Source organism: Roseateles noduli, from assembly GCF_050626985.1.
GTDB lineage: Bacteria > Pseudomonadota > Gammaproteobacteria > Burkholderiales > Burkholderiaceae_C > Roseateles > Roseateles noduli_A.
On record NZ_CP192463.1, the window covers coordinates 6,025,284 to 6,043,380 of the forward strand.

At 70.7% G+C, this 18,097-nt stretch carries 15 protein-coding genes; 6 read left to right on the forward strand and 9 right to left on the reverse strand.

The features are described 5' to 3' along the window. Positions 1–255: 255 nt before the first annotated feature. The gene (locus ACQ4L4_RS26270; protein WP_431101723.1) at positions 256–1,299 is read left to right on the forward strand and encodes a sce7725 family protein; all 1,044 of its coding nucleotides are present in this window, start codon (positions 256–258) and stop codon (positions 1,297–1,299) included. Here ACQ4L4_RS26270 and ACQ4L4_RS26275 read toward each other — a convergent pair. The 4 genes from ACQ4L4_RS26275 to ACQ4L4_RS26290 form a co-directional block, all read right to left on the reverse strand. After that, a complete protein-coding gene (locus ACQ4L4_RS26275) occupies positions 1,259–3,565 on the reverse strand; it encodes a molybdopterin-dependent oxidoreductase (protein ID WP_431101724.1) in 2,307 nt (768 codons plus the stop codon). The genes ACQ4L4_RS26270 and ACQ4L4_RS26275 overlap by 41 nt on opposite strands. 80 nt (positions 3,566–3,645) lie before the next feature. Further along, on the reverse strand, positions 3,646–4,407 hold the full coding sequence (locus ACQ4L4_RS26280) for a LytR/AlgR family response regulator transcription factor (protein WP_377157594.1): 762 nt from the start codon (positions 4,405–4,407) through the stop codon (positions 3,646–3,648). Beyond that, positions 4,404–5,513, reverse strand: a complete 1,110-nt coding sequence (locus ACQ4L4_RS26285) for a histidine kinase (protein ID WP_431101725.1) — start codon at positions 5,511–5,513, stop codon at positions 4,404–4,406. Before ACQ4L4_RS26285 ends, ACQ4L4_RS26280 begins: the two co-directional genes overlap by 4 nt. Beyond that, complete coding sequence (locus ACQ4L4_RS26290) at positions 5,510–6,703, reverse strand: sensor histidine kinase (protein ID WP_431101726.1); 1,194 nt, start codon at positions 6,701–6,703, stop codon at positions 5,510–5,512. Before ACQ4L4_RS26290 ends, ACQ4L4_RS26285 begins: the two co-directional genes overlap by 4 nt. A 144-nt stretch (positions 6,704–6,847) precedes the next feature. Between ACQ4L4_RS26290 and ACQ4L4_RS26295 the strand changes: the two genes are divergently transcribed. Then, on the forward strand, positions 6,848–7,696 hold the full coding sequence (locus ACQ4L4_RS26295) for an alpha/beta fold hydrolase (RefSeq protein WP_431101728.1): 849 nt from the start codon (positions 6,848–6,850) through the stop codon (positions 7,694–7,696). Positions 7,697–7,783: 87 nt separating this feature from the next. Here ACQ4L4_RS26295 and ACQ4L4_RS26300 read toward each other — a convergent pair whose 3' ends face one another. Together ACQ4L4_RS26300 and ACQ4L4_RS26305 are read right to left on the reverse strand one after the other, a co-directional pair. Next, positions 7,784–8,149, reverse strand: coding sequence for a PilZ domain-containing protein (locus ACQ4L4_RS26300; protein ID WP_431101729.1), 366 nt, complete (start codon positions 8,147–8,149; stop codon positions 7,784–7,786). A gap of 24 nt (positions 8,150–8,173) precedes the next feature. Next, positions 8,174–8,602 carry a hypothetical protein gene (locus tag ACQ4L4_RS26305; protein WP_431101730.1) on the reverse strand — a complete coding sequence of 143 codons (429 nt, stop codon included), beginning with the start codon at positions 8,600–8,602 and terminating at the stop codon, positions 8,174–8,176. A gap of 254 nt (positions 8,603–8,856) precedes the next feature. Between ACQ4L4_RS26305 and ACQ4L4_RS26310 the strand changes: the two genes are divergently transcribed. Further along, on the forward strand, positions 8,857–9,507 hold the full coding sequence (locus ACQ4L4_RS26310; protein ID WP_431101731.1) for a DUF1134 domain-containing protein: 651 nt from the start codon (positions 8,857–8,859) through the stop codon (positions 9,505–9,507). A 54-nt stretch (positions 9,508–9,561) separates the two neighbouring features. Here ACQ4L4_RS26310 and ACQ4L4_RS26315 read toward each other — a convergent pair whose 3' ends face one another. Next, positions 9,562–10,212: a hypothetical protein gene (locus tag ACQ4L4_RS26315; protein WP_431101733.1), complete on the reverse strand. Its 651-nt coding sequence runs from the start codon at positions 10,210–10,212 to the stop codon at positions 9,562–9,564. A gap of 321 nt (positions 10,213–10,533) precedes the next feature. Between ACQ4L4_RS26315 and ACQ4L4_RS26320 the strand changes: the two genes are divergently transcribed. Further along, positions 10,534–13,515: an adenosylcobalamin-dependent ribonucleoside-diphosphate reductase gene (locus ACQ4L4_RS26320; protein ID WP_431101734.1), complete on the forward strand. Its 2,982-nt coding sequence runs from the start codon at positions 10,534–10,536 to the stop codon at positions 13,513–13,515. Between the two features lie 160 nt (positions 13,516–13,675). Here the strand turns inward: ACQ4L4_RS26320 and ACQ4L4_RS26325 are convergent, their stop codons facing one another. Beyond that, positions 13,676–14,122: a hypothetical protein gene (locus ACQ4L4_RS26325; RefSeq protein WP_431101735.1), complete on the reverse strand. Its 447-nt coding sequence runs from the start codon at positions 14,120–14,122 to the stop codon at positions 13,676–13,678. A 257-nt stretch (positions 14,123–14,379) separates the two neighbouring features. On the opposite strand from ACQ4L4_RS26325, the gene ACQ4L4_RS26330 reads away from it, so the two are divergent. Further along, positions 14,380–14,970: a DUF3455 domain-containing protein gene (locus ACQ4L4_RS26330; RefSeq protein WP_431101737.1), complete on the forward strand. Its 591-nt coding sequence runs from the start codon at positions 14,380–14,382 to the stop codon at positions 14,968–14,970. A 30-nt stretch (positions 14,971–15,000) separates the two neighbouring features. Here ACQ4L4_RS26330 and ACQ4L4_RS26335 read toward each other — a convergent pair whose 3' ends face one another. Then, positions 15,001–17,061, reverse strand: coding sequence for a beta strand repeat-containing protein (locus ACQ4L4_RS26335; protein ID WP_431101738.1), 2,061 nt, complete (start codon positions 17,059–17,061; stop codon positions 15,001–15,003). Between the two features lie 346 nt (positions 17,062–17,407). Between ACQ4L4_RS26335 and ACQ4L4_RS26340 the strand changes: the two genes are divergently transcribed. Next, positions 17,408–18,094 (forward strand): class I SAM-dependent methyltransferase, encoded by a 687-nt coding sequence (locus tag ACQ4L4_RS26340; protein WP_431101740.1) that lies wholly within the window; start codon positions 17,408–17,410, stop codon positions 18,092–18,094. Positions 18,095–18,097 lie beyond the last annotated feature (3 nt).

Sequence of the window (18,097 nt, forward strand, 5' to 3'; positions counted from 1 at the left end):
GCGATGCGCCGACCGTTTTCTCTCCTCGCAGGGACCGCACACGCGGTCCCTTTTTCATGCCTGCGACGCCTCCCCGGAAAAAGGGGCGCATCAGTGTCGCGACCTCCGTGGGCGGTGCGATCTCGACTCGTCGCTTTCGAGCATTTTTGCGAGTCCTTTGACTTGCCTCACACATGAAGGCATTCGCTGCTGACGGATCGGTCAGTGCTCCCCATCATCGCGCCTCCCTCAACAGGCAAATCGGAGGCCGAGTCGATGTACTTTCCCTATCTCCATGGCAAACAGAAGGAGGTGCTGGCCTTGCGGCACCTCGCGCCGCTGCTCGGGTCGGAAGGCCGGTTGCAGCCGGTGCTGGAGCCGGTGCGCCAGGCGGCCACCTCGGTGCGTCACACGCTCGAGGCCTGCGAGACGCACCGGCTGCAGGTCTGGCTGGTGGTCAATCCGGTGCGGCAGGATTTCGAACTGCTGCCGCCGGCGCAATCCTTGGAATGGGGCCGTCAGCTGTTCACGTCGTTGCCGCAGCGGCAATGGATCCATCCGACCCTGATGCTCGGTCCGTCGCTGACGCCGGCCGTGATGCGGCGCTTCGTGCAGCTGTTCGGATCGCGGCCGCTGGGCATCGTCGTCGGGCCGGATGCGCCGCCGTTGCCGGACATGATGGCGCTGCTCGGCGGCGCGCAGGTGCGGATGGTGTTCTTCAAGGACATCGAACCCACGCCCGCGGCGCGCGCGGCGGTGGGCGCTGCCGGATGCGTCTGGGTGGAAGACCGCCGGCTGCCGGAGAACCCGGAGCTGCGCGTCAGCGAGCGGCACCTGTTCACCGATCGCGCGCTGACCTTCCGCAGTGACGGGCTGGCCGGGTTCTCGGACTACACGACGCTGCCGTCGCGGCCGGAAGCGCCGGAGCTGCCGTCGCGGCTCGCGGCCTTCCGGCTCAGTTGCCTGCGCACCGCGCCCGCCTCCGGCGAGTTCTGGATCGAGCACTTCATGGGCGGGCGACTCGGTCCCGAGGAGGGCGGCGCGGATGCCCGCTTCCGCCAGGCGCTGCTGGCCTTCCATGCGGCGCTGGACCGGACCGACGTCAGCTTCGGTCCCACGGAGGCCGTGCGGCGTTACCTCACCGGCCTCATCGACGGCATCGTGCCGACGCGGGCGCTGAGCAAGCAGTGGGAGGTGATGCACCACCTCGAACTGGTCAGCGGCGTGCTGGCGGGACGCTTCCCGGCGACACCGGCGGCCGGTGTGCCGGACAGTCTGCTCACGACGCCGCCGCGCTCAGGCGCACTGGAATCCCGCTGAGCACCGAGGTGCCCGAGACCGGGTCCCGGGCCTCGTCGTCCAGCAGCAGGTTCATGTTCACGCCCGGGTGCAGGGCGGCGACCGAGAGCCGGCTGCCGGTGAGGTCGTGGCCCCAGCCATGCGGCAGGCTCACGACGCCCGGTCGCATGTCCGCGCTGAGCGTGATCGGCGCGATCAGGCTGCCGCGTGCGTTGCTCAGGCGCGCGGCCTGGCCGTCCGTCAGGCCGGCGCGGGCGGCGTCGTCGGGGTGGACCAGCAGCGTGCAGCGGTCCCGCCCCTTCGCCAGCACCGGCAGGTTGTGCATCCAGCTGTTGTTGCTGCGGGTCTCGCGGCGGCCGATCAGCAGCAGCTCGTCGCCGGTCGGATGGCGCAGGGCGACATCCGCGTGGACGAGGTCCGCCAGCAGCGCGGCCGGGGCCAGCTCGATGCGGCCCGAGGCCGTGCGCAGGACTTCGGGGATCCGCGGCTGCAGTTCGCCGAGGTCGATGCCATGCGGCGCGGCGCGCACGCGCTTGAGCGTGAGTCCGTCCGGCTTCGCGCCGAAGCCGTCGCCGTACGGACCTGAGCGAAGGCCCAGGTCAAGCCATCGCGCCGGGCCCGCGCCGCCGTCCAGCATCGCGAAGATCGTGTCGGCGTGGTCGCCCGCTTGGCGCTTGAGCTCGGCGCGAAGCGCGGCGTCGTCGAAGGCTTGCAAGTCCGCGTCGGCCGGCTGGCCCGCGGCGATCGCGGCCAGTCGCAGGAGCGTCTGCCACTCGGCGCGCGGCGCTTCGGAGGGCGCGCGCTCGCCGGCACCCGCGTCGGCATCGGCAGGCATCACCGGGCCGGACCAGCGCGCATGATTGCGCCAGGACAACTGCGCGAACACCATGTCGTAGTGCCAGTCCTCCAACGGCGACGGCGGCGGCAGCACCAGGTCGGCATGGCGGCTGGTCTCGTTGATGTACGGATCCAGGCTGACCATGAAGTCCAGGCTTTCGAGCGCGCGAGCGAGCCGCGCGCCGTTCGGCGACGAGAGCACCGGGTTGCAGGCCACGGTGATCAGTGCGTGGACCTGGCCATCGCCGGGCGTCTCGATCTCTTGCGCGAGGCAACTGATCGGGAACTCGCCCATCACCTCGGGCGCCTTGGCGACGCGGCTCTGGCGGCGGCCGGTCGCGACGCCCTTGCCCTGGCCCGGCCGGCCCATCGTGTTGGCGGCGAAGGCCGCGGCCTTCGGAAACATCAGCCCGCCTTCGGTGTCGAAGTGGCCGGTGACGATGTTGAGCGCGTCGATCAGCCAGCTGTTCAGCGAGCCGAAGCGCTGCGTGCAGGTGCCGAAGCGGCCGTAGAGGACGGCCTTGGGCGTCGTGGCGAACTCGCGCGCGAGCCGCCGTTGCGCGTCCGCGGAGATGCCGCAGTGCGCGGCGCCGCGTTCAGGCGGGAAGTCGGCGACGGCGGCGCGCAGCGCGTCCAGGCCCTCGACATGATCGGCCATCCGGCCGAGGGTCACGAGCCCTTCCTCGAACACAGTGTGCAGCAGGCCGAGCAGCAGGAAGACGTCCCCGCCGGGGCGGATCGCAAGGTGCTCGTCGGCGGCCTGCGCGGTCTCGGTGCGGCGCGGGTCGATGACGATGATCCGCCCGCCGCGCGCGCGCATCGCCTTGGCCTTGCCGCGGTAGTCGGGGCTGGTCCACAGGCTGCCGTTGCTGACCATCGGATTCGCGCCGAGGCAGATGAACAGGTCGGTGCGCGGCAGGTCCGGCACCGGGACGCTGAGCCAGTGGCCGTACATCAGCCCGCAGGCGAGCTGCTTGGGCATCTGGTCCAGCGTCGAGGCCGAGAACAGGTTGCGCGTGCCCAGCGCGCGCGCCAGGTGGGGGAAGTAGCTGAACAGGCCGATCTTGTGCGAAGCCGGATTGCCGATCGTCAGCGCGACCGAGTCGGCGCCGAACTGCGCGCGCAGCGGCGGCAGGCGCTGCGCGATCTCCTCGAAGGCTTCGTCCCAGCCGATCGGGTCGAAGCCCGAGCGGTCCGCGCGGCGGCGCATCGGCTGGCGCAGGCGGTCGGGATCCTCGTGCAGGTCCTTCAGCGCGAAGCCCTTGGGGCAGATGTAGCCGTGGCTGAACGGGTCCGCGTCATTGCCGCGAATGGACACGATGGACGTGCCCTCGGCGGATGGGCGGGTGCGGATCTCGAGGCCGCAACAGGCCTCGCAGAGCGGGCAGATCCGGGTGTGCGTGTGTTCGGTGGCGGTGGTGCTGGTGTCCGCGGCGGCGTCGATGGCCATGGCTGTCTCCCGTCGTTTGTGGACGATTGTGGGAGTCGTCGTGTGCCCTCGTGGTCATGTACGCGACAGCGGCGTGGCCATCACATCTGCCGGAACAGGTGCGTGTAGCTCTCCGCGACGATCAGGGCGTCCTCGCTCTCCTTGAGCTTGACCTGCATGCGGCCGCGGAAGTCGCGCGACACGCCGGCGACCGCCGCCGCGTTGACCAGCGTGGAGCGGTGGATCTGCCAGAACTGTTGCGGATCGAGTTCCTCGACCAGTTCCTTGAGCGGCTTGCGGATCAGCGCCTCGCCCTGGCGCGTGGCGACCCGGGTGTACTTGCTGTCGGACTGGAAGTACAGCACCTCGTCGACGGTGATCAGCTTCAGCGTCTGCCCGACCGACGCGTTGATCCAGCGCAGGTACTGCCGCTTCGTGGTCGCGCCCGCCTGCGCACCGAGCTGGCTGAGCACCGCGCTGAGGTCGGCGGGCGGACCCGCCAGGCGCTGCTTGATGCGCTGGATCGCGGTGAACAGGCGTGCGGGCTCGAGCGGCTTGAGCAGGTAGTCCACCGCGCCCTCGTCGAAGGCGGCGACGGCGTACTGGTCGTAGGCGGTGACGAACACGACGTGCGAGCGGCCTTGCACCTGGCGCGCCACGTCCAGGCCGGTCGCGCCGGGCATCTCGATGTCGAGGAACAGCACGTCGGGCTTGACCTCGTGCAGCAGGCGCAGCGCCTGCACGCCGTCGGCGGCTTCGCCGAGGATGTCCAGCTCCGGCCAGAGCTGCGAGAGGCGCTCGACCAGTTCATGGCGCAGCGTGGCCTCGTCCTCGGCGACGACGGCGGTCGGGTGCGGGGTCATGCGGGCAGCTCCAGCGTGAATTCGGTGTCGTCGGCATTGCTGCGGCACTGCAGCCGCGGCGGCGGCGTGCCGGGGGCGCGTTCGAGGCGCTCCAGCCGTTCGCCCAGCGCGTGCAGCGCGGCTTCCTCGCCGCCCAGTCCGCCGCGGTCGAAGGACAGTCGCAGCCGCAGGCCGCCGCCGGGCGCTTCCTGTGCGCTCAGCCGGGCCTGCGAGGGCAGCCGCGCGGTGTCGCGCAGCATCAGCTGCGCCAGCGGCAGCAGCAGCATCGGCGGCAACGGACGCGTGGCGAGCCACGCGGACCACTCGGTCGACAAGGGCAGCAGCCGGCGATGGCGCCCCGCGACCACGGCGAGGTAACTGTCCAGCAGCGCCGCCTCGGAGGCCAGCGTCACGCCGCGATCGCGCAACCGGGGCAGGGCCACGCGCAGGTGGCGGATCAGGCGCTCCATCTGATCGGGCGCCTCATGGTCGGCGCGTCCGTAGGCGCGCTCGATGTCGACCAGCGTGTCGAACAGGAACTGCGGCTCCACCTGCGCCTGCAGCGCGGCCAGCCGCGCGGCGACCGCGTCGCGCTGCATCGCGCTCTGCTCGCGCAGCAGCGCCTCCAGCCGGGCGCGGGTGTGGCGACGCCGCATGACCATCTCGATCCAGGCCACGGACAGCCCGGCGTTCACGCAGATCGACAGGCTCTCGCCGATGAAGTTGAGCGAGCGGATCGGCAGGTACGGCCCCTCGCCCTTGCGTTCGCGCGCCAGTTCGGCGATCGAGGGCAGGTGCAGCAGCGGCATCAGCTGGCTGTAGAGCAGCTTGGCCAGCAGCGCGCCGATCACCACCGCGGCGCCCAGGCGCGCGATCCGCCAGCGATCGTCCAGCGCGCTGCGCGCCGCGGGCAGCCAGGTCAGCAGCAGCGCCAGCGCCACCAGCAGCGGCGTCGCCATCTGGTTGATCAGCGCCGCCGGCCAGCGCGGGTTGTCCATCACGTAGAAGATCGAGGACACGTCCAGCAGGCCGAAGAAGATGCCCATCAGCAGGAACCACGACAGTTCCTCGCGGCGCAGCGAGCGCCACGACCGCCAGACGTGGGGCAGCCAGGCGGCCGCGCTCATGGGGCGGCCCCGGCCGTGGCCGCGGCGTTCGCCTGCGTCGCGTGCGCCGGGTGCGACAGCGGCGACGCGCCGCCCAGCGGCACGCGCACCCGCGCGACCACGCCGCGCGGCGCCGCCGCCTCCAGCTCCAGGCAGGCCTCGCGGCCGTACATCGCCGTCAGCCGCGCCCGGGTGTTGGCCAGGCCCACGCCGCTGCCGCCGCTGGCGGCGAAGCCCTGGCCGGTGTCGCGCACCTCCAGGACCAGGCCCTGGCCGCCGGCGTCGCGCCGTGCGGAGATGTCGATGCGACCGCCTTCGGGCAGCGGGGACAGGCCGTGCTTGATGGCGTTCTCCACCAGCGTCGGCAGCACCATCGGCGGCAGCGGCGTGGCGAAGAGCGCCGCGTCGGCCTCGATGTCGAAGCGCAGCCGCTCGCCCATGCGCATCTGCAGGATGGTGAGGTAGCTGCGGGCGAGCTCGAGCTCCTGGCCGAGCGTGGACATGCCCTGGCGCATGCTGGGCAGGGCGGCCCGCAGGTAGGCGATCAGGCTGCCCATCATGTCGCGGCCGCGTTCGGGCGCGGTCTCGTAGAGACGCTTCACGTTGGCCAGCGTGTTGAACAGGAAGTGCGGCTCGATCTGCGCGTTCAGCGCGGAGAACTGGGCCTCCATCTGCTGGGCCTGCAGCGTGTCGTGCTGGCGGGCGAGTTCGGCGAGCCGGGCCTGGGCGCTGCGTTCCTCGCGCACGCCGTGCAGCAGCGCGGCGAAGAAGCCGCCCAGCACCAGCCACAGCAGCGAGGTGGACAACACCCAGTCCCAATGCAGCGGCGCATCGGGAGCACCCAGGTTGGCGACCTTGTAGCGCAGCAGCGTGCCGACGGTGGCGCCCGCGGTGATGGCGACGGCGCGAAAGCCGACCGGCCACCGGGTCCGCCAGCGGGTGAGCAGGGCCTCGGCCAGCGCCAGCGCGGCCAGCACGCTGAGGGCGGTCAGCAGCGTCTGCCGGGTGAAGCGCAGCCACTCCATGAGCCAGTCGGCGATGCCGTCGTCCTGCGTCATCCAGGTGAGCGATCGCGAGCCCGCCATCGCGAGGCAGAAATAGAAGCACGCCGCGATCATGCGCAGGTTGAACAGCTGCAACGCCGCGTCCCGCGCCGAGCGGCGGGGCTCGGACGGGTCGCCGGCGGGCGGGGCGGAGGACGCATCGGACATGGACGGCATTCTGGCCGCCGTGCGCGGGGCCTGCCAGCGGGCGTGCGACGAAGCCGCCCAGGGTCGGACGAGTCCGGCATCCGTGGGGCGGACGCGGCGCGGATGAGGGACGGATGAGGGACGGACGCGGCATACTCGCCGCCCATGAAGATCCATATCGGCAATGGCGTCCGCCTGTTCGTGGACGTCGAGGGACCCGGCCTGGTGCCGGACGGGGCACGGATGCGGGAGAAGCCGACGCTGATCTGCATGCATGGCGGGCCGGGTTTCGACCATGCGGCGTTCAAGCCGGCGTTCAGCCAGTTGGCGGACCTCGCGCAGATCGTCTACTACGACCATCGCGGCCATGGCCGCAGCGATCCGCGTCCGTCGTCCGAGTGGACGCTGGACCTGTGGGCCGACGACATCGTCCGCCTGTGCGATGCGCTGGGCATCGAGAAGCCGATCGTGCTGGGCCAGTCCTTCGGCGGTTTCGTCGCGCAGCGCTACATCGCGCGGCATCCGGGGCACGCCTCGAAGGTGATCCTGTCCAGCACCTCGCACCACATGGGGCTGGCGCGCAAGCTCGATGCCTTCGAACGGCGCGGCGGCCCCGAGGCCCGCGCCCTGGCCGAGGCCTTCTGGAGCCGTCCGACGCGCGAGACCTTCGAGGCCTACTGGGCCGGCGTGCGCCATCTCTACAACACGCAGCCCGCGGCCGATCCCGAGGCGGGCGGCCGCACGCTGCTGAACCTGGACATCCTGCTGCACTTCGTCAGCGGGGAGAAGCAGGACCTCGGGCTCCTCAAGGGGCTGGAGAAGGCGTTGTGCCCGGTGCTGGTGATGGTGGGCGAGGATGACCCGGTCTGCCCGCTCGAGGACGCGCTGGAGATCCACGACGCGCTGCCCGCGCAGTGGCGTCAGCTGGCGCGTTTCCCGGGTGTCGGGCATGGCGCGTGGCGGGACGACCCGGTCGCGGCCTTCGCGGTGCTGAGGAAGTTCATCGCCGGGTGATCGGCGGGTGGATCGCGGGCGACCCGGACTTGCTCGCGGGAGCGGGCGGGCGTGAGGGCCAGCGGCCGGCGAAGTGCCGCTTGCCGCTCAGGACGCCACCAGCGCCTTGAGGTCGCGCTCGGCCAGCGTCGCGTCGCCGAGGTTGAGCTCGATGACGCGGCGCAGGTGGGTGATGCTCTCGATGTCGATGCCCAGGCAGAGCAGCCCGGCGCGATCGCTCTCCACGTGCGCGAGCTGGGCCGCCATCGTGATGCGGCCGTCGTGCGGCGCCAGCGGCAGGTCCAGCAGGCACAGCGCGCCGGGCTCGACGTCCGAGCCGGGCGGCAGCAGCAGCAGCGCGCCCTTGAGCGACAGGTCCAGCACCTGCACCGGCAGGCGTTGATCGACCGTCACCAGTTGCGCCGGACCGGCGAACGCGATGCGGGAGAAGTGACGGCGTTCGGCGGCGCTCATGGTGTCTTCCGGTTGAGCCGGCGGTCAGAGCTCGGCGTAGATCGTGCTCTTCTCGATCGCCTGGTGCAGGCGCGAGGGCGCGAGCGGTTCCAGCCCCATCGTCTCCAGCAGGTACCACGAGGCGCGCAGCAGCGCGGACGTGGCCTGGCGGAGCTCGGTCGATTCAGGCGTCTCCGCGCGGGACAGCATCGCCTGGAGCTGGCGCGGCTGGTTGTGGCCGACCACCTCCGGCACCTGCGACGGGACATGCGCCTGGGTCAGCCGGCCCAGCAGCTGCTGGACCTCATGGCCGTGCTCGGGGGACTGGATCAGCCGCGCGAGGTCGCCCAGCAGGCGCTCGCCGGCGGCGGCCAGCAGCTGCGCGGAATGGTCCGCGCCGCCGCCCACGTAAAGCGCCGACGCCATGTCCAGGTACTCCAGCGCTCGCGCCAGACGGGGCAGATCACTGCTCACTGCATGTCCTCCTTGATGCACTCTTGTCACGACTGCGTTTTGCATGCATCGCCGCTCCTTGTTCTGGAAACCGGTTCCCTCTCGACGGCGTGAAGGGGAGTGTATCGGCGCGCCGCGGCGCTGCGCACACCGTTTGTCACGGCGGCGGGTAGCATCCATCGGTTCGGAGGGCGGGCACTTCCCTTGCCGTCCCACCCGACCCGGCGCGGGCGACGCCATCACCCGACGCCATTCAGACTTACCCGGAGATTCACATGGACCGTCATGACATCCCCACCGAGGGGCTGATCGATCTCAGCGAGGCGCCGTCGATGCGCACGCGCCGCGACGCGCTGGGACGGCTGGGCCGCTATGCCGCCGCGGGGCTGGTGCTGCCGCCCGGATTGGCCGTGCTGCCGGCGCTGGCCGCCGACAACGAGGACGACACCTACGACCAGGACTCGGTCCTGCATGAGGCGACCGAGTTCTTCGGCGAAACGACCGAAGGCCTGGCCAAGGTGATCGAGAAGGCCTTCAAGGACCAAGGGCGCCCGAACGCCTACATCAAGGGCCAGGAAGCCAGCGGCGCCGTGACGGTGGGCCTGCGCTACGGCGATGGCCAGCTGATCATGAAGCGCGGTGGCGGCGGCAAGGTCTACTGGGCGGGGCCGTCGGTGGGGTTCGACGTCGGCGGCAATGCGTCGAAGGTCTTCACGCTGGTCTACAAGCTGCCGAAGGCCAGCGCGATCTATCGCCGCTTCCCCGGCGTGGACGGCAGCCTGTACTACATCGGCGGCGCGGGCGTGAACTACCAGCGCGCCAACGGCATCACGCTGGCGCCGATCCGGCTGGGCGTCGGGCTGCGCGCGGGGGCGAGCGTCGGTTACGTCCACTACCGGCGCGAGAAGTCGATCAATCCGTTCTGAGGTCGGAGGGCGGAAGGCCGCCGGTGGTGCAGGCGGCCGGAGCTCGGCCGGCGTTCAGCCGGTGCGCAGCGGGGCGCCTTCGCGCTGGCTGCGCGCGAGCGCCTGCTCGGCACGGCCGAGCAGGCCGCTGCCGGTATCGCCGGGACCGCGCCAGGCCGTGAGGCCCATGCTCAGCGGACCGGCCGCCGGCTGCTGCTGCATCCACACTGCGCGGAAGCGCTCGCAGACCTTGCGGCCGGTGGGCAGGTCGACGTCGTGCAGCAGCATGAGCATGGCCTCGCCCTGCCCGAGCGCGAGCACGTCCTGCGCGCGGCACTGCTGGCGCAGCATGTGCGGCAGCGCGCCGGCGGGCGCGCGCGCCGCGCCCAGCGCCACCAGGCACCAGGCCATGTCCGGGGAGTTCTGCTGCTGGCGCTCGACGAGCCGTGCGAGCAACTGATCGCGCGAGGCCAGCGGCGAGGACGCGCCGGACTCGATGGCCAGCAGATGGAAGCGCTTGAAGTGGGCGAGGGCGACGCTGAAGTCGCCATGCGCCTCGGCCAGGGCGCTGAAGGTTTCCTGCACCGGCGCGTGGTTGTCACCGTGGATCTTGCGCAGCTCGTCCAGACGGGAACGGGCTGCGTCGAGTTGGCCGTCCAGGATCAGACGACGGGCATCGGCGCAGCCTTGTTCCAGATCGCCCAACGTGTTGGGGCTGGACCGCAAGACCTTATCGGGAGTCATAACCGAAAAGAATAGCGTCCGCTATCCGACCAATCTATGGGGCCAACCCGGGGAAACGCCGTTGCAGTCGCATCAAATGGTGTGCGCGCTGCAAGTGCGTGCTTACCGGTGGACACGTGGACCACTGCTTGGTGACGAGCGGATGTGGTGATCGCGACGGCTGAAGGATCGGTGCGGCAGGCGGAGCGGATGACGATCAGGCGTCGAGGCCATGACGCATTCGTGGATGAGGGACAGGACGGCGGGCAAGGCGGGACTAGGATGGTCCGGGACTCTTGTGTCGACGCCGATGGAGACCCCCGCATGACCCAGCAGACCGTGCCCCCGTCCGTTCCTTCCGCCGCGCTCGCGGCCTCGTCGCCACTGCCGCTGCAGGCGACCGCCGAGACGCTCCCGCCGCAGGACATCAGCGCCGAGGTCCTGCTGGAGAAATACGCGAAGGGCGGCGAACGCAACCTCGAGGAGGTGCGGGCGCGCGTGGCGCGGGCGCTGGCGGTGGCGGAGTCGCCGGAGCAGCGCGCGCACTGGGAGGCGAAGTTCCTGGCGGCGCAGCGGCGCGGTTTCGTGCCGGCGGGGCGGATTGCCTCGGCGGCGGGGACGGCGCTGTCGGCGACCTTGATCAACTGCTTCGTGCAGCCGGTGGGCGATGCGATCGCGGAGGAGGAGGACGGCCATCCCGGCATCTACACCGCGTTGACCGAGGCGGCCGAGACGATGCGGCGCGGGGGCGGCGTCGGGTACGACTTCTCCCGGATCCGACCCAAGGGCGCGTACGTGAAGTCGACGCAATCGAGCGCGTCGGGGCCGGTGAGCTACATGCGGGTGTTCGACCGCAGCTGCGAGACGGTGGAATCGGCCGGCTCGCGGCGCGGCGCGCAGATGGGCGTCCTGCGCTGCGACCACCCGGACATCGAGGAGTTCATCCACGCCAAGGACCAGGGCGACCTGAAGAACTTCAACATCTCGGTGGGCGTGACGGACGCGTTCATGGAGGCGGTGGAGGCGGACGCGGACATCGAGCTCGTGCACAAGGCGGCGCCCGGCGACAAGCAGCGCGCGGCCGGCGCGACGCAGCGGGCGGACGGCGTGTGGGTCTACCGCCGCCTGCGGGCCCGCAAGCTGTGGGACCAGGTCATGCGGTCCACCTACGACCACGCGGAGCCGGGGGTGCTGTTCCTGGACCGGATCAATGCGGACAACAACCTGCATTACTGCGAGTCGATCAGCGCGACGAATCCTTGCGCGGAGCAACCGCTCCCTTCCTACGGCTGCTGCTGCCTCGGCTCGATCGACCTGACGGTCTTCGTCAAGGACGCCTTCACGGCGAAGACCTCGTTCGACGAGGCCGAGTTCGCCGATGTCTGCAGGACCGCCACCCGCATGCTCGACAACGTGCTGGACGTGACCCCGTGGCCGTTGCCGCAGCAGGCGCGCGAGGCCGCCAACAAGCGGCGCGTGGGGCTCGGCTTCACGGGCCTGGGCGACACGCTGGTGATGCTCGGCCTGCGCTACGACGGCGAGCCCGCCCGCGCGATGGCGCGCCGCATCAGCGAGATCATGCGCGACGCCGCCTATGAGGCGTCCGCCGACCTCGCCATCGAGCGCGGCGCGTTCCCGCTCTTCAACGCCGATCTCTACCTGTCGGGCGGCAACTTCGCGTCGCGGCTGCCGCCGTGGCTGAAGGACAAGATCCGCGCACAGGGCCTGCGCAACTCGCACCTACTGTCGATCGCGCCGACCGGCACGATCTCGCTGGCCTTCGCCGACAACGCCAGCAACGGCATCGAGCCCGCGTTCTCGTGGAGCTACACCCGCAGGAAGCGCATGCCCGACAACTCCTTCAAGGAGTACGCCGTCGAGGACCACGCCTGGCGGCTCTACCGCCACCTGTTCGGCGCCGACGCGCCGCTGACCGACGCCTTCGTCACCGCGCTCGAGCTGCAGGCGTCAGACCACGAGGCGATGGTCGCGGCCGTCGCGCCCTACGTCGACACCTCCATCTCCAAGACCGTCAATGTGCCGGCGGACTATCCCTACGCCGACTTCCAGGATCTCTATCGCCTGGCCTGGAAGAGCGGGCTGAAGGGCCTCGCGACCTACCGTCCGAACAGCGTGCTCGGCGCGGTGCTCAGCGTCGAGCCGATCGCCCAGCCGGAGCCGCTCAAGGCCGACATCGGCCCCAACCAACGGCTGCGCGTCGAGCGCCTGCCCAAGCCGGTGCTCGCGTCGCTGCGCTGGCCGAGCCGGCCCGAGATGCCCGGCGGCAATCCGGCGTGGTCGACCATGATCCGTCACCCGCATGGCGACTTCGCGCTCTTCGTCGGCGAGCTGCCGGCGGAGGGGCCGGACGCGGGCCTCTTCGGCCGCACGCTGCCATTCGAGGTCTGGGTCAACGGCGCGGAGCAGCCGCGCGGCCTCGGCGCGCTGGCGAAGACGCTGTCGATGGACCTGCGCGCCAATGACGCGGCCTGGCTGCGCCTGAAGCTCGACGCGCTGGCGACCGTCGCCGAGGAGCGCGCGTTCGAGATGCCGATGCCGCCGCTCGGCGAGCCGCGGCTGTTCCCGGGCGTCGTCGCGGCGACGGCGGCGGTGATCCGCTGGCGCTGCGAGCAGCTCGGGGCCTTGCAGGAAGGCGGACCGACGCCGGTGCTGGACGCGATGTTCTCGCGCGAGGAGCCGCGCACCGGGACGGCCGGGACGCTCGCCTGGGCGGTCGACGTCGACAACCCCGCGACCGGCGAGCTGTTCACGCTCACGCTCAAGGAGGTGAGTCTGCCCACGCCCGATGGGGGCAGCGTCACGCGGCCCTGCGCGATGGGGTTCTCGGGCAATTACCCGAAGGCGCTCGATGGACTGGCGCGGCTGCTGTCACTGGACATGCGCGTGCTCGATCCGGGCTGGATCGGCATGAAGCTGCGCAAGCTGCTCAACGTCGGCGAGCCGCTGGGCCACTTCATGGCGCCAGTGCCGACGCTGTCGGGGGAAAGACGGCAGCAGGTGTGGCCGTCGACGGTCGCGTATGTCGCGCGCCTGGTCATCCACCGCTACGCGATGCTGGGGGTGCTGGACGAGCATGGTTATCCGCTCGTCGACATGGGACTGATGCAGCAGGCGCCGCTGAAGGCCGCGGGAGCGGCCGCAGGGACGGCGCGCGCCGCCTCGGAAGCCGGCGGCATCGTGGCGATGGCCGGCAAGAAGTGCCCCGAGTGCGGCAACGCCACGCTCATCCACCGCGACGGGTGCGAGTTCTGCACCGCGTGCGGGTTCGTGGGGCAGTGCGGCTGACTGCCCCTTCCCGACCTGACGCCAGGCTCGGGGCCTGGCGTACTGCCGGGCGTCACGCCTGACGCCGTGTCAGGCGCCGTGTCAGGCGCCGTGTCAGGCGCTGCGCCAGGCGCTGTGCCAGGCGGCATGCCTGGCGGTCTGCCTGGCCGTCTGCCTGGCGTTATGCCTGGCCTTGCGGCTTGTCGTCCGCCGGGGCGTTGCCTCCGGCCGGTGCGCCTTGGGCGTTCGGCTCATCCGCCGGCGCGTCCGAGCCTGCACCGCTGGCCTTGCGATGGGCCTTTTCTTCCTTCTTCTTTTTCTTGGCCAGCTCGCGTTGGCGTTTTTCGTATGAGTAGTTGGGGGTAGCGATATCGGCCTCCGATAGGTTGGGGGTGATCGATGAGCCTGACGTTTCCGCCATTGCGCGAATCCGGGCGAGCTCCTGCCGGTGGACGTTGGTCCCGGTGGTGGTCAATCGAAGGCCGCCGCCATGCCATTCCAGCCAGTCCAGATCGACCAGACGGTCGATCAGCTTCTCCGGGATCTCATTGGCCTGACGCCGCTGGAGCGCGTCGACACTCTGCCGCAACGAAGCACGGAGCTCGTCGAGGGTTTGTGGGACAGGCATGGTGCTCCTCCTCCGAAATCGCCCCGCGACATGCGGTTCGAACAGATTCGCCAAGCAATCAAGGCGAGGACTTGCACGGCTTCCGACAGGAGAGACGAAGCGAAGACTTCGGGATGACAGGCTCACGGTCTATCGGCTGATCGTAGCGCAGACCGTGCGCGAACCTTTTTCGCGGAAAACGAATCCGTTAAGACGGCGTTTGCGTACAGCGTTCCAGTGAGGCCTTCCGGCCTTGCCGCCAACCCTGAGGAGCTGCGATGACCACCTTGTCCCCCCGCGCGAAGTCGCCGACGTCTGTCTTCGTCCTGCTGGCGCCCGTCGCCCTGCTGGGCGCCTGCGCCATGTCCGGCCCGTCCGGCTCGAACGCCCCGGCGTTCTCCCAGGCCGGCCTGCCCGCCGCCGTGCAGGTGCCCGAGGGGCACAAGGTGTCGATGGAGACCGTCGGCGTCGGCAAGATCACCTATGAATGCCGCGCGAAGAAGGACATGGCCGGGCAGTTCGAGTGGGTGTTCGTCGGCCCGGACGCGACCCTGAGCGACCGGCGCAGCACCGTGGTCGGCAAGTACTACGGCCCGCCCGCCACCTGGGAAGCCCGCGACGGCTCCAAGGTCACGGGCACGCAGGTCGCGGTGGCGCCGGCGACCCCGGGCAGCATTCCGCTGCAGCTGGTGAAGGCCAATCCCGCCGTCGGCATGGGCGCCATGCAGGGCGTGAGCCACATCCAGCGCGTGGCCACCAAGGGCGGCGTCGCGCCGCAGACCGCCTGCGATGCCGCGGCGGTCGGCCTGAAGCAGGTCGTCGACTACCAGGCGGACTACATCTTCTGGTCGCCGGTGGCGATGCGCTGAGGAGGGTTGGCGACTCCCGGCGCGGCGTGATCAGGCGGCCGCGCCGCGCTTGCGCAGCCGCCATCCCAGCACCGCGATCCCGGCGAGCAGCATCGCGTAGGTCGACGGCTCCGGGACCGCGCTCGCGCCCAGCGTCGTGAAGCCGTTGCTGAAGCTGTAGGTGGCCGCCAGGCCGTTGATCTTCGTCGCGGCGACCAGGCTCAGGAAGCTCGGGTCGTGCGACAGGTCGCCCGCGAAACGCAGCGCGTAGCCCGCGCCGACCTGCGTCACCTGCAGCACGCTGCCCGCCACGATGCTGCCCAGCGCGCCGAAGTTAAGCCCCGCGCCGTCCAGCTCGAACGCGCCGCTGCCGAGCAGCGCCAGGCTCGCGAAGCTCTGGTCGCCGCCGCTCAGCTTCAGCGTGCCGCCGTTCACTTCCAACGCGCCGGCGGCGCCCAGCCGCTGGTCGCCCCGCAGCTCGAGCACACCGCCGTCCAGCGTGACCGTGCCGACGTTCTGGCTCTGGCCGGTCAGCACGACGCGGCCGTTCTCGACCTGCATCTGGTGGACGTTGCTGAACGCCCCCGCATAGCTGAACTGGTTGCCGTTGCCGACCTCGAAGCGCACCGTCGCCGAGCCCGCGCCGCTGGCACCGCGCACGTCGCCGAGGATCACCGCCTGGCCGCCGCTGACCACCAGCGTGCTGCGGCCCGCGCCGAGGTCGATGGCGACGCCGCTCGCGCTGCCGTCGATGCGGCCGGCGTTGATCACCGTCGTGTCGTAGTCCGAGGCCGATCGGATGGCCGCCGCGCTCCCGCCGCCGATGATGGTGCCGCCGGCCTGGTTGTCGATGCGGACCCGCTTGCCGCTGCCGCCCAGTCCGCCGATGTAGATCGCCGAGTCGCTGGATCCGCGGATCACGCCGCCGGCGCCGTTGATCACCGTCGCGTTCGTGTAGAGCGCTTCGCGCAGCCCGCTGTTCGGTCCGCTGGTGATGTCGTTGCCGACCAGCGAGATCCCGCGGCCCACCGCGTTCGTGTTGCCGGCCGCGACGAGGCCTTCGATGAGGCCCGTGTTGCGGATCGTGCCGCCGCCCGCCGAGATGCCCTCGCTGAACGCCAGTCCACTGCCCAGCGGCGAGAAGGCGTTGATCGAGCGGATCGTGCCGCTGTTGCTCAGGTCCAGCGGACCGTCCACGTCGACGCCGTCCCCGTCGCCGGTCCGGCCGTTGCCGGTGATCAGTCCCGCGTTGCGGACGGTGATCACCTGCAGCGCGTTGAAGCCGTCGAAGTTCAGCCCGGCGCCGTTCATGCCGCGGATCGTCGCGCCAGCGGCGTTGTCGATCGTGCCGGTCCAGGCGATCGCCGTTTCCGGGCCGCCGGTAACACCGTGGCGGCCGCCTTCGAGCAGGCCGCCCGACAGGTTGTTGAACGTGATGCCGCTGTTGGCCTGGAAGTCGATGCCGTCGCTGCTGGCACCCGTCGTCGTGACCGAGCGGATGGTGCCGGCGTTGTTGACGATGCCGTTGACGCCGGGACGGATCGCGTCCGCCTCGTAGGCGAGCATCAGCGCGCCGGCCTGGTTGTTGACGATGTTGCTGCCCGAGCCGATCGCGTTGAAGTCGACGACCTGGTTGCCGCCCGCCGACGCGTTCGTCGAGATCATGCTGCCCCAGTTGGTCAGCGTGACGCTGGCCGGCGACTTGTTCATCTGGATCAGGTCCGCGTCCTGCGCGCGCATCAGCGCCGTGCTGTTGCTCGCGCTGCCGTTGACGATGACCAGGTTCTGCACGCCGGTGTTGTCGCGGATGACGCGGCCCGTGCCCGTCTGCACGATGCTGCCGAGGTTGTTGAGCGTCGCGTTGTTGCCGCTGACCGTCACCGCGACCGTCGAGCCGCCCACCGTCAGCGTGCCCGTCGCGCACAGTGCGCCGGTCTGGCCGCTGCCGCTGCCCAGCGTCTGCGCCGCGGTGAATGCGCCGCAGAGGTCGAACGACGCGGCGAAGGCCGGGCCCGCCTGCAGCAGCAGGGCGGCGAGCGCCAGACCGCTCAGGCGGAACACCGGTGCGCTGCGGAGGACGGAGGCGGAACGGCGGGGCGGGAGGTGGGCCATGGCGCGATGAGTCTCGTGTGAAAGATTCAGGCGATGCTAGGAGGCCCGGGTGCCGCGCGGCACCGCCCGAGCAGGGTGCTTCCGCAGGCCTGGCTGACACACGCCTGTCATGGAGCGATGGTTCCGGAGTGCCCCGGCGCCACCGGGGCAGCACGTCGAAGCAAGCGGGCAAGCGTGCGGGCCCGCTGCCTGGATGGCGCCGTCCTCGCGTGTTGCGCATACCCCGTCCTGAAGCCGGCCGGTCGGGACTTCCCTGTCCCGTAAGAGAAGGATGTCGAGCGGGGCCGCTCCTGACTATGCTTCGCGCACCGCCGCGGTGCTCGTGGCGGGCGCCGAGGAGGTATCCATGCCGGCTCTCCGTTCCGCCAGTCCCCTGGCCCGCTTCGACTATCCGCACGCGGCGCGTCGCGAAATGCTGGCCTTCCTCCCGCAGGACTGCCGGCGCGTGCTGGACGTCGGCTGCAACACCGGCGCCTTCGGAGAGGCCGTCAAGCAGACCCGCCCCGGCACCGAGGTCTGGGGCGTGGAGCCCGACGCGGGGGCCGCGGAACGTGCCGGCGCCCACCTGGACCGGGTGATGCAAGGCCTCTTCGATCCGATGCTGCCGCTGCCCGAAGCCCATTTCGACGCCATCGTCTTCAACGACGTGCTCGAGCACATGCCCGATCCCTGGGCCGCGCTGAACCTGGCCGCGCCGCTGCTCGCACCCGGCGGCGTGGTGCTGGCCTCGCTGCCCAACCTGCTGCACCTGGACACGATCTGGCCGCTGGTCCACGACCGCGACTTCCGCTACGAGCCTTGCGGCGTCCGCGACCGGACGCACCTGCGCTTCTTCACCCGCACCAGTGCGCAGCGCATGTTCGACGAGTGCGGCTACGAGGTCGTCAGCGTCCAGGGCATCAACGAGCAGTGGTACACCCCGTCGCTCAAGCGCCGGCTGGCCTTCCGGCTCTTCGGACGGCAGCTCGAGGAGACGAAGTGGGTGCAGTTCGCCTTCGTCGCCCGGCCCAAGGCGCCCCGGCTGGTGTCCTGAACG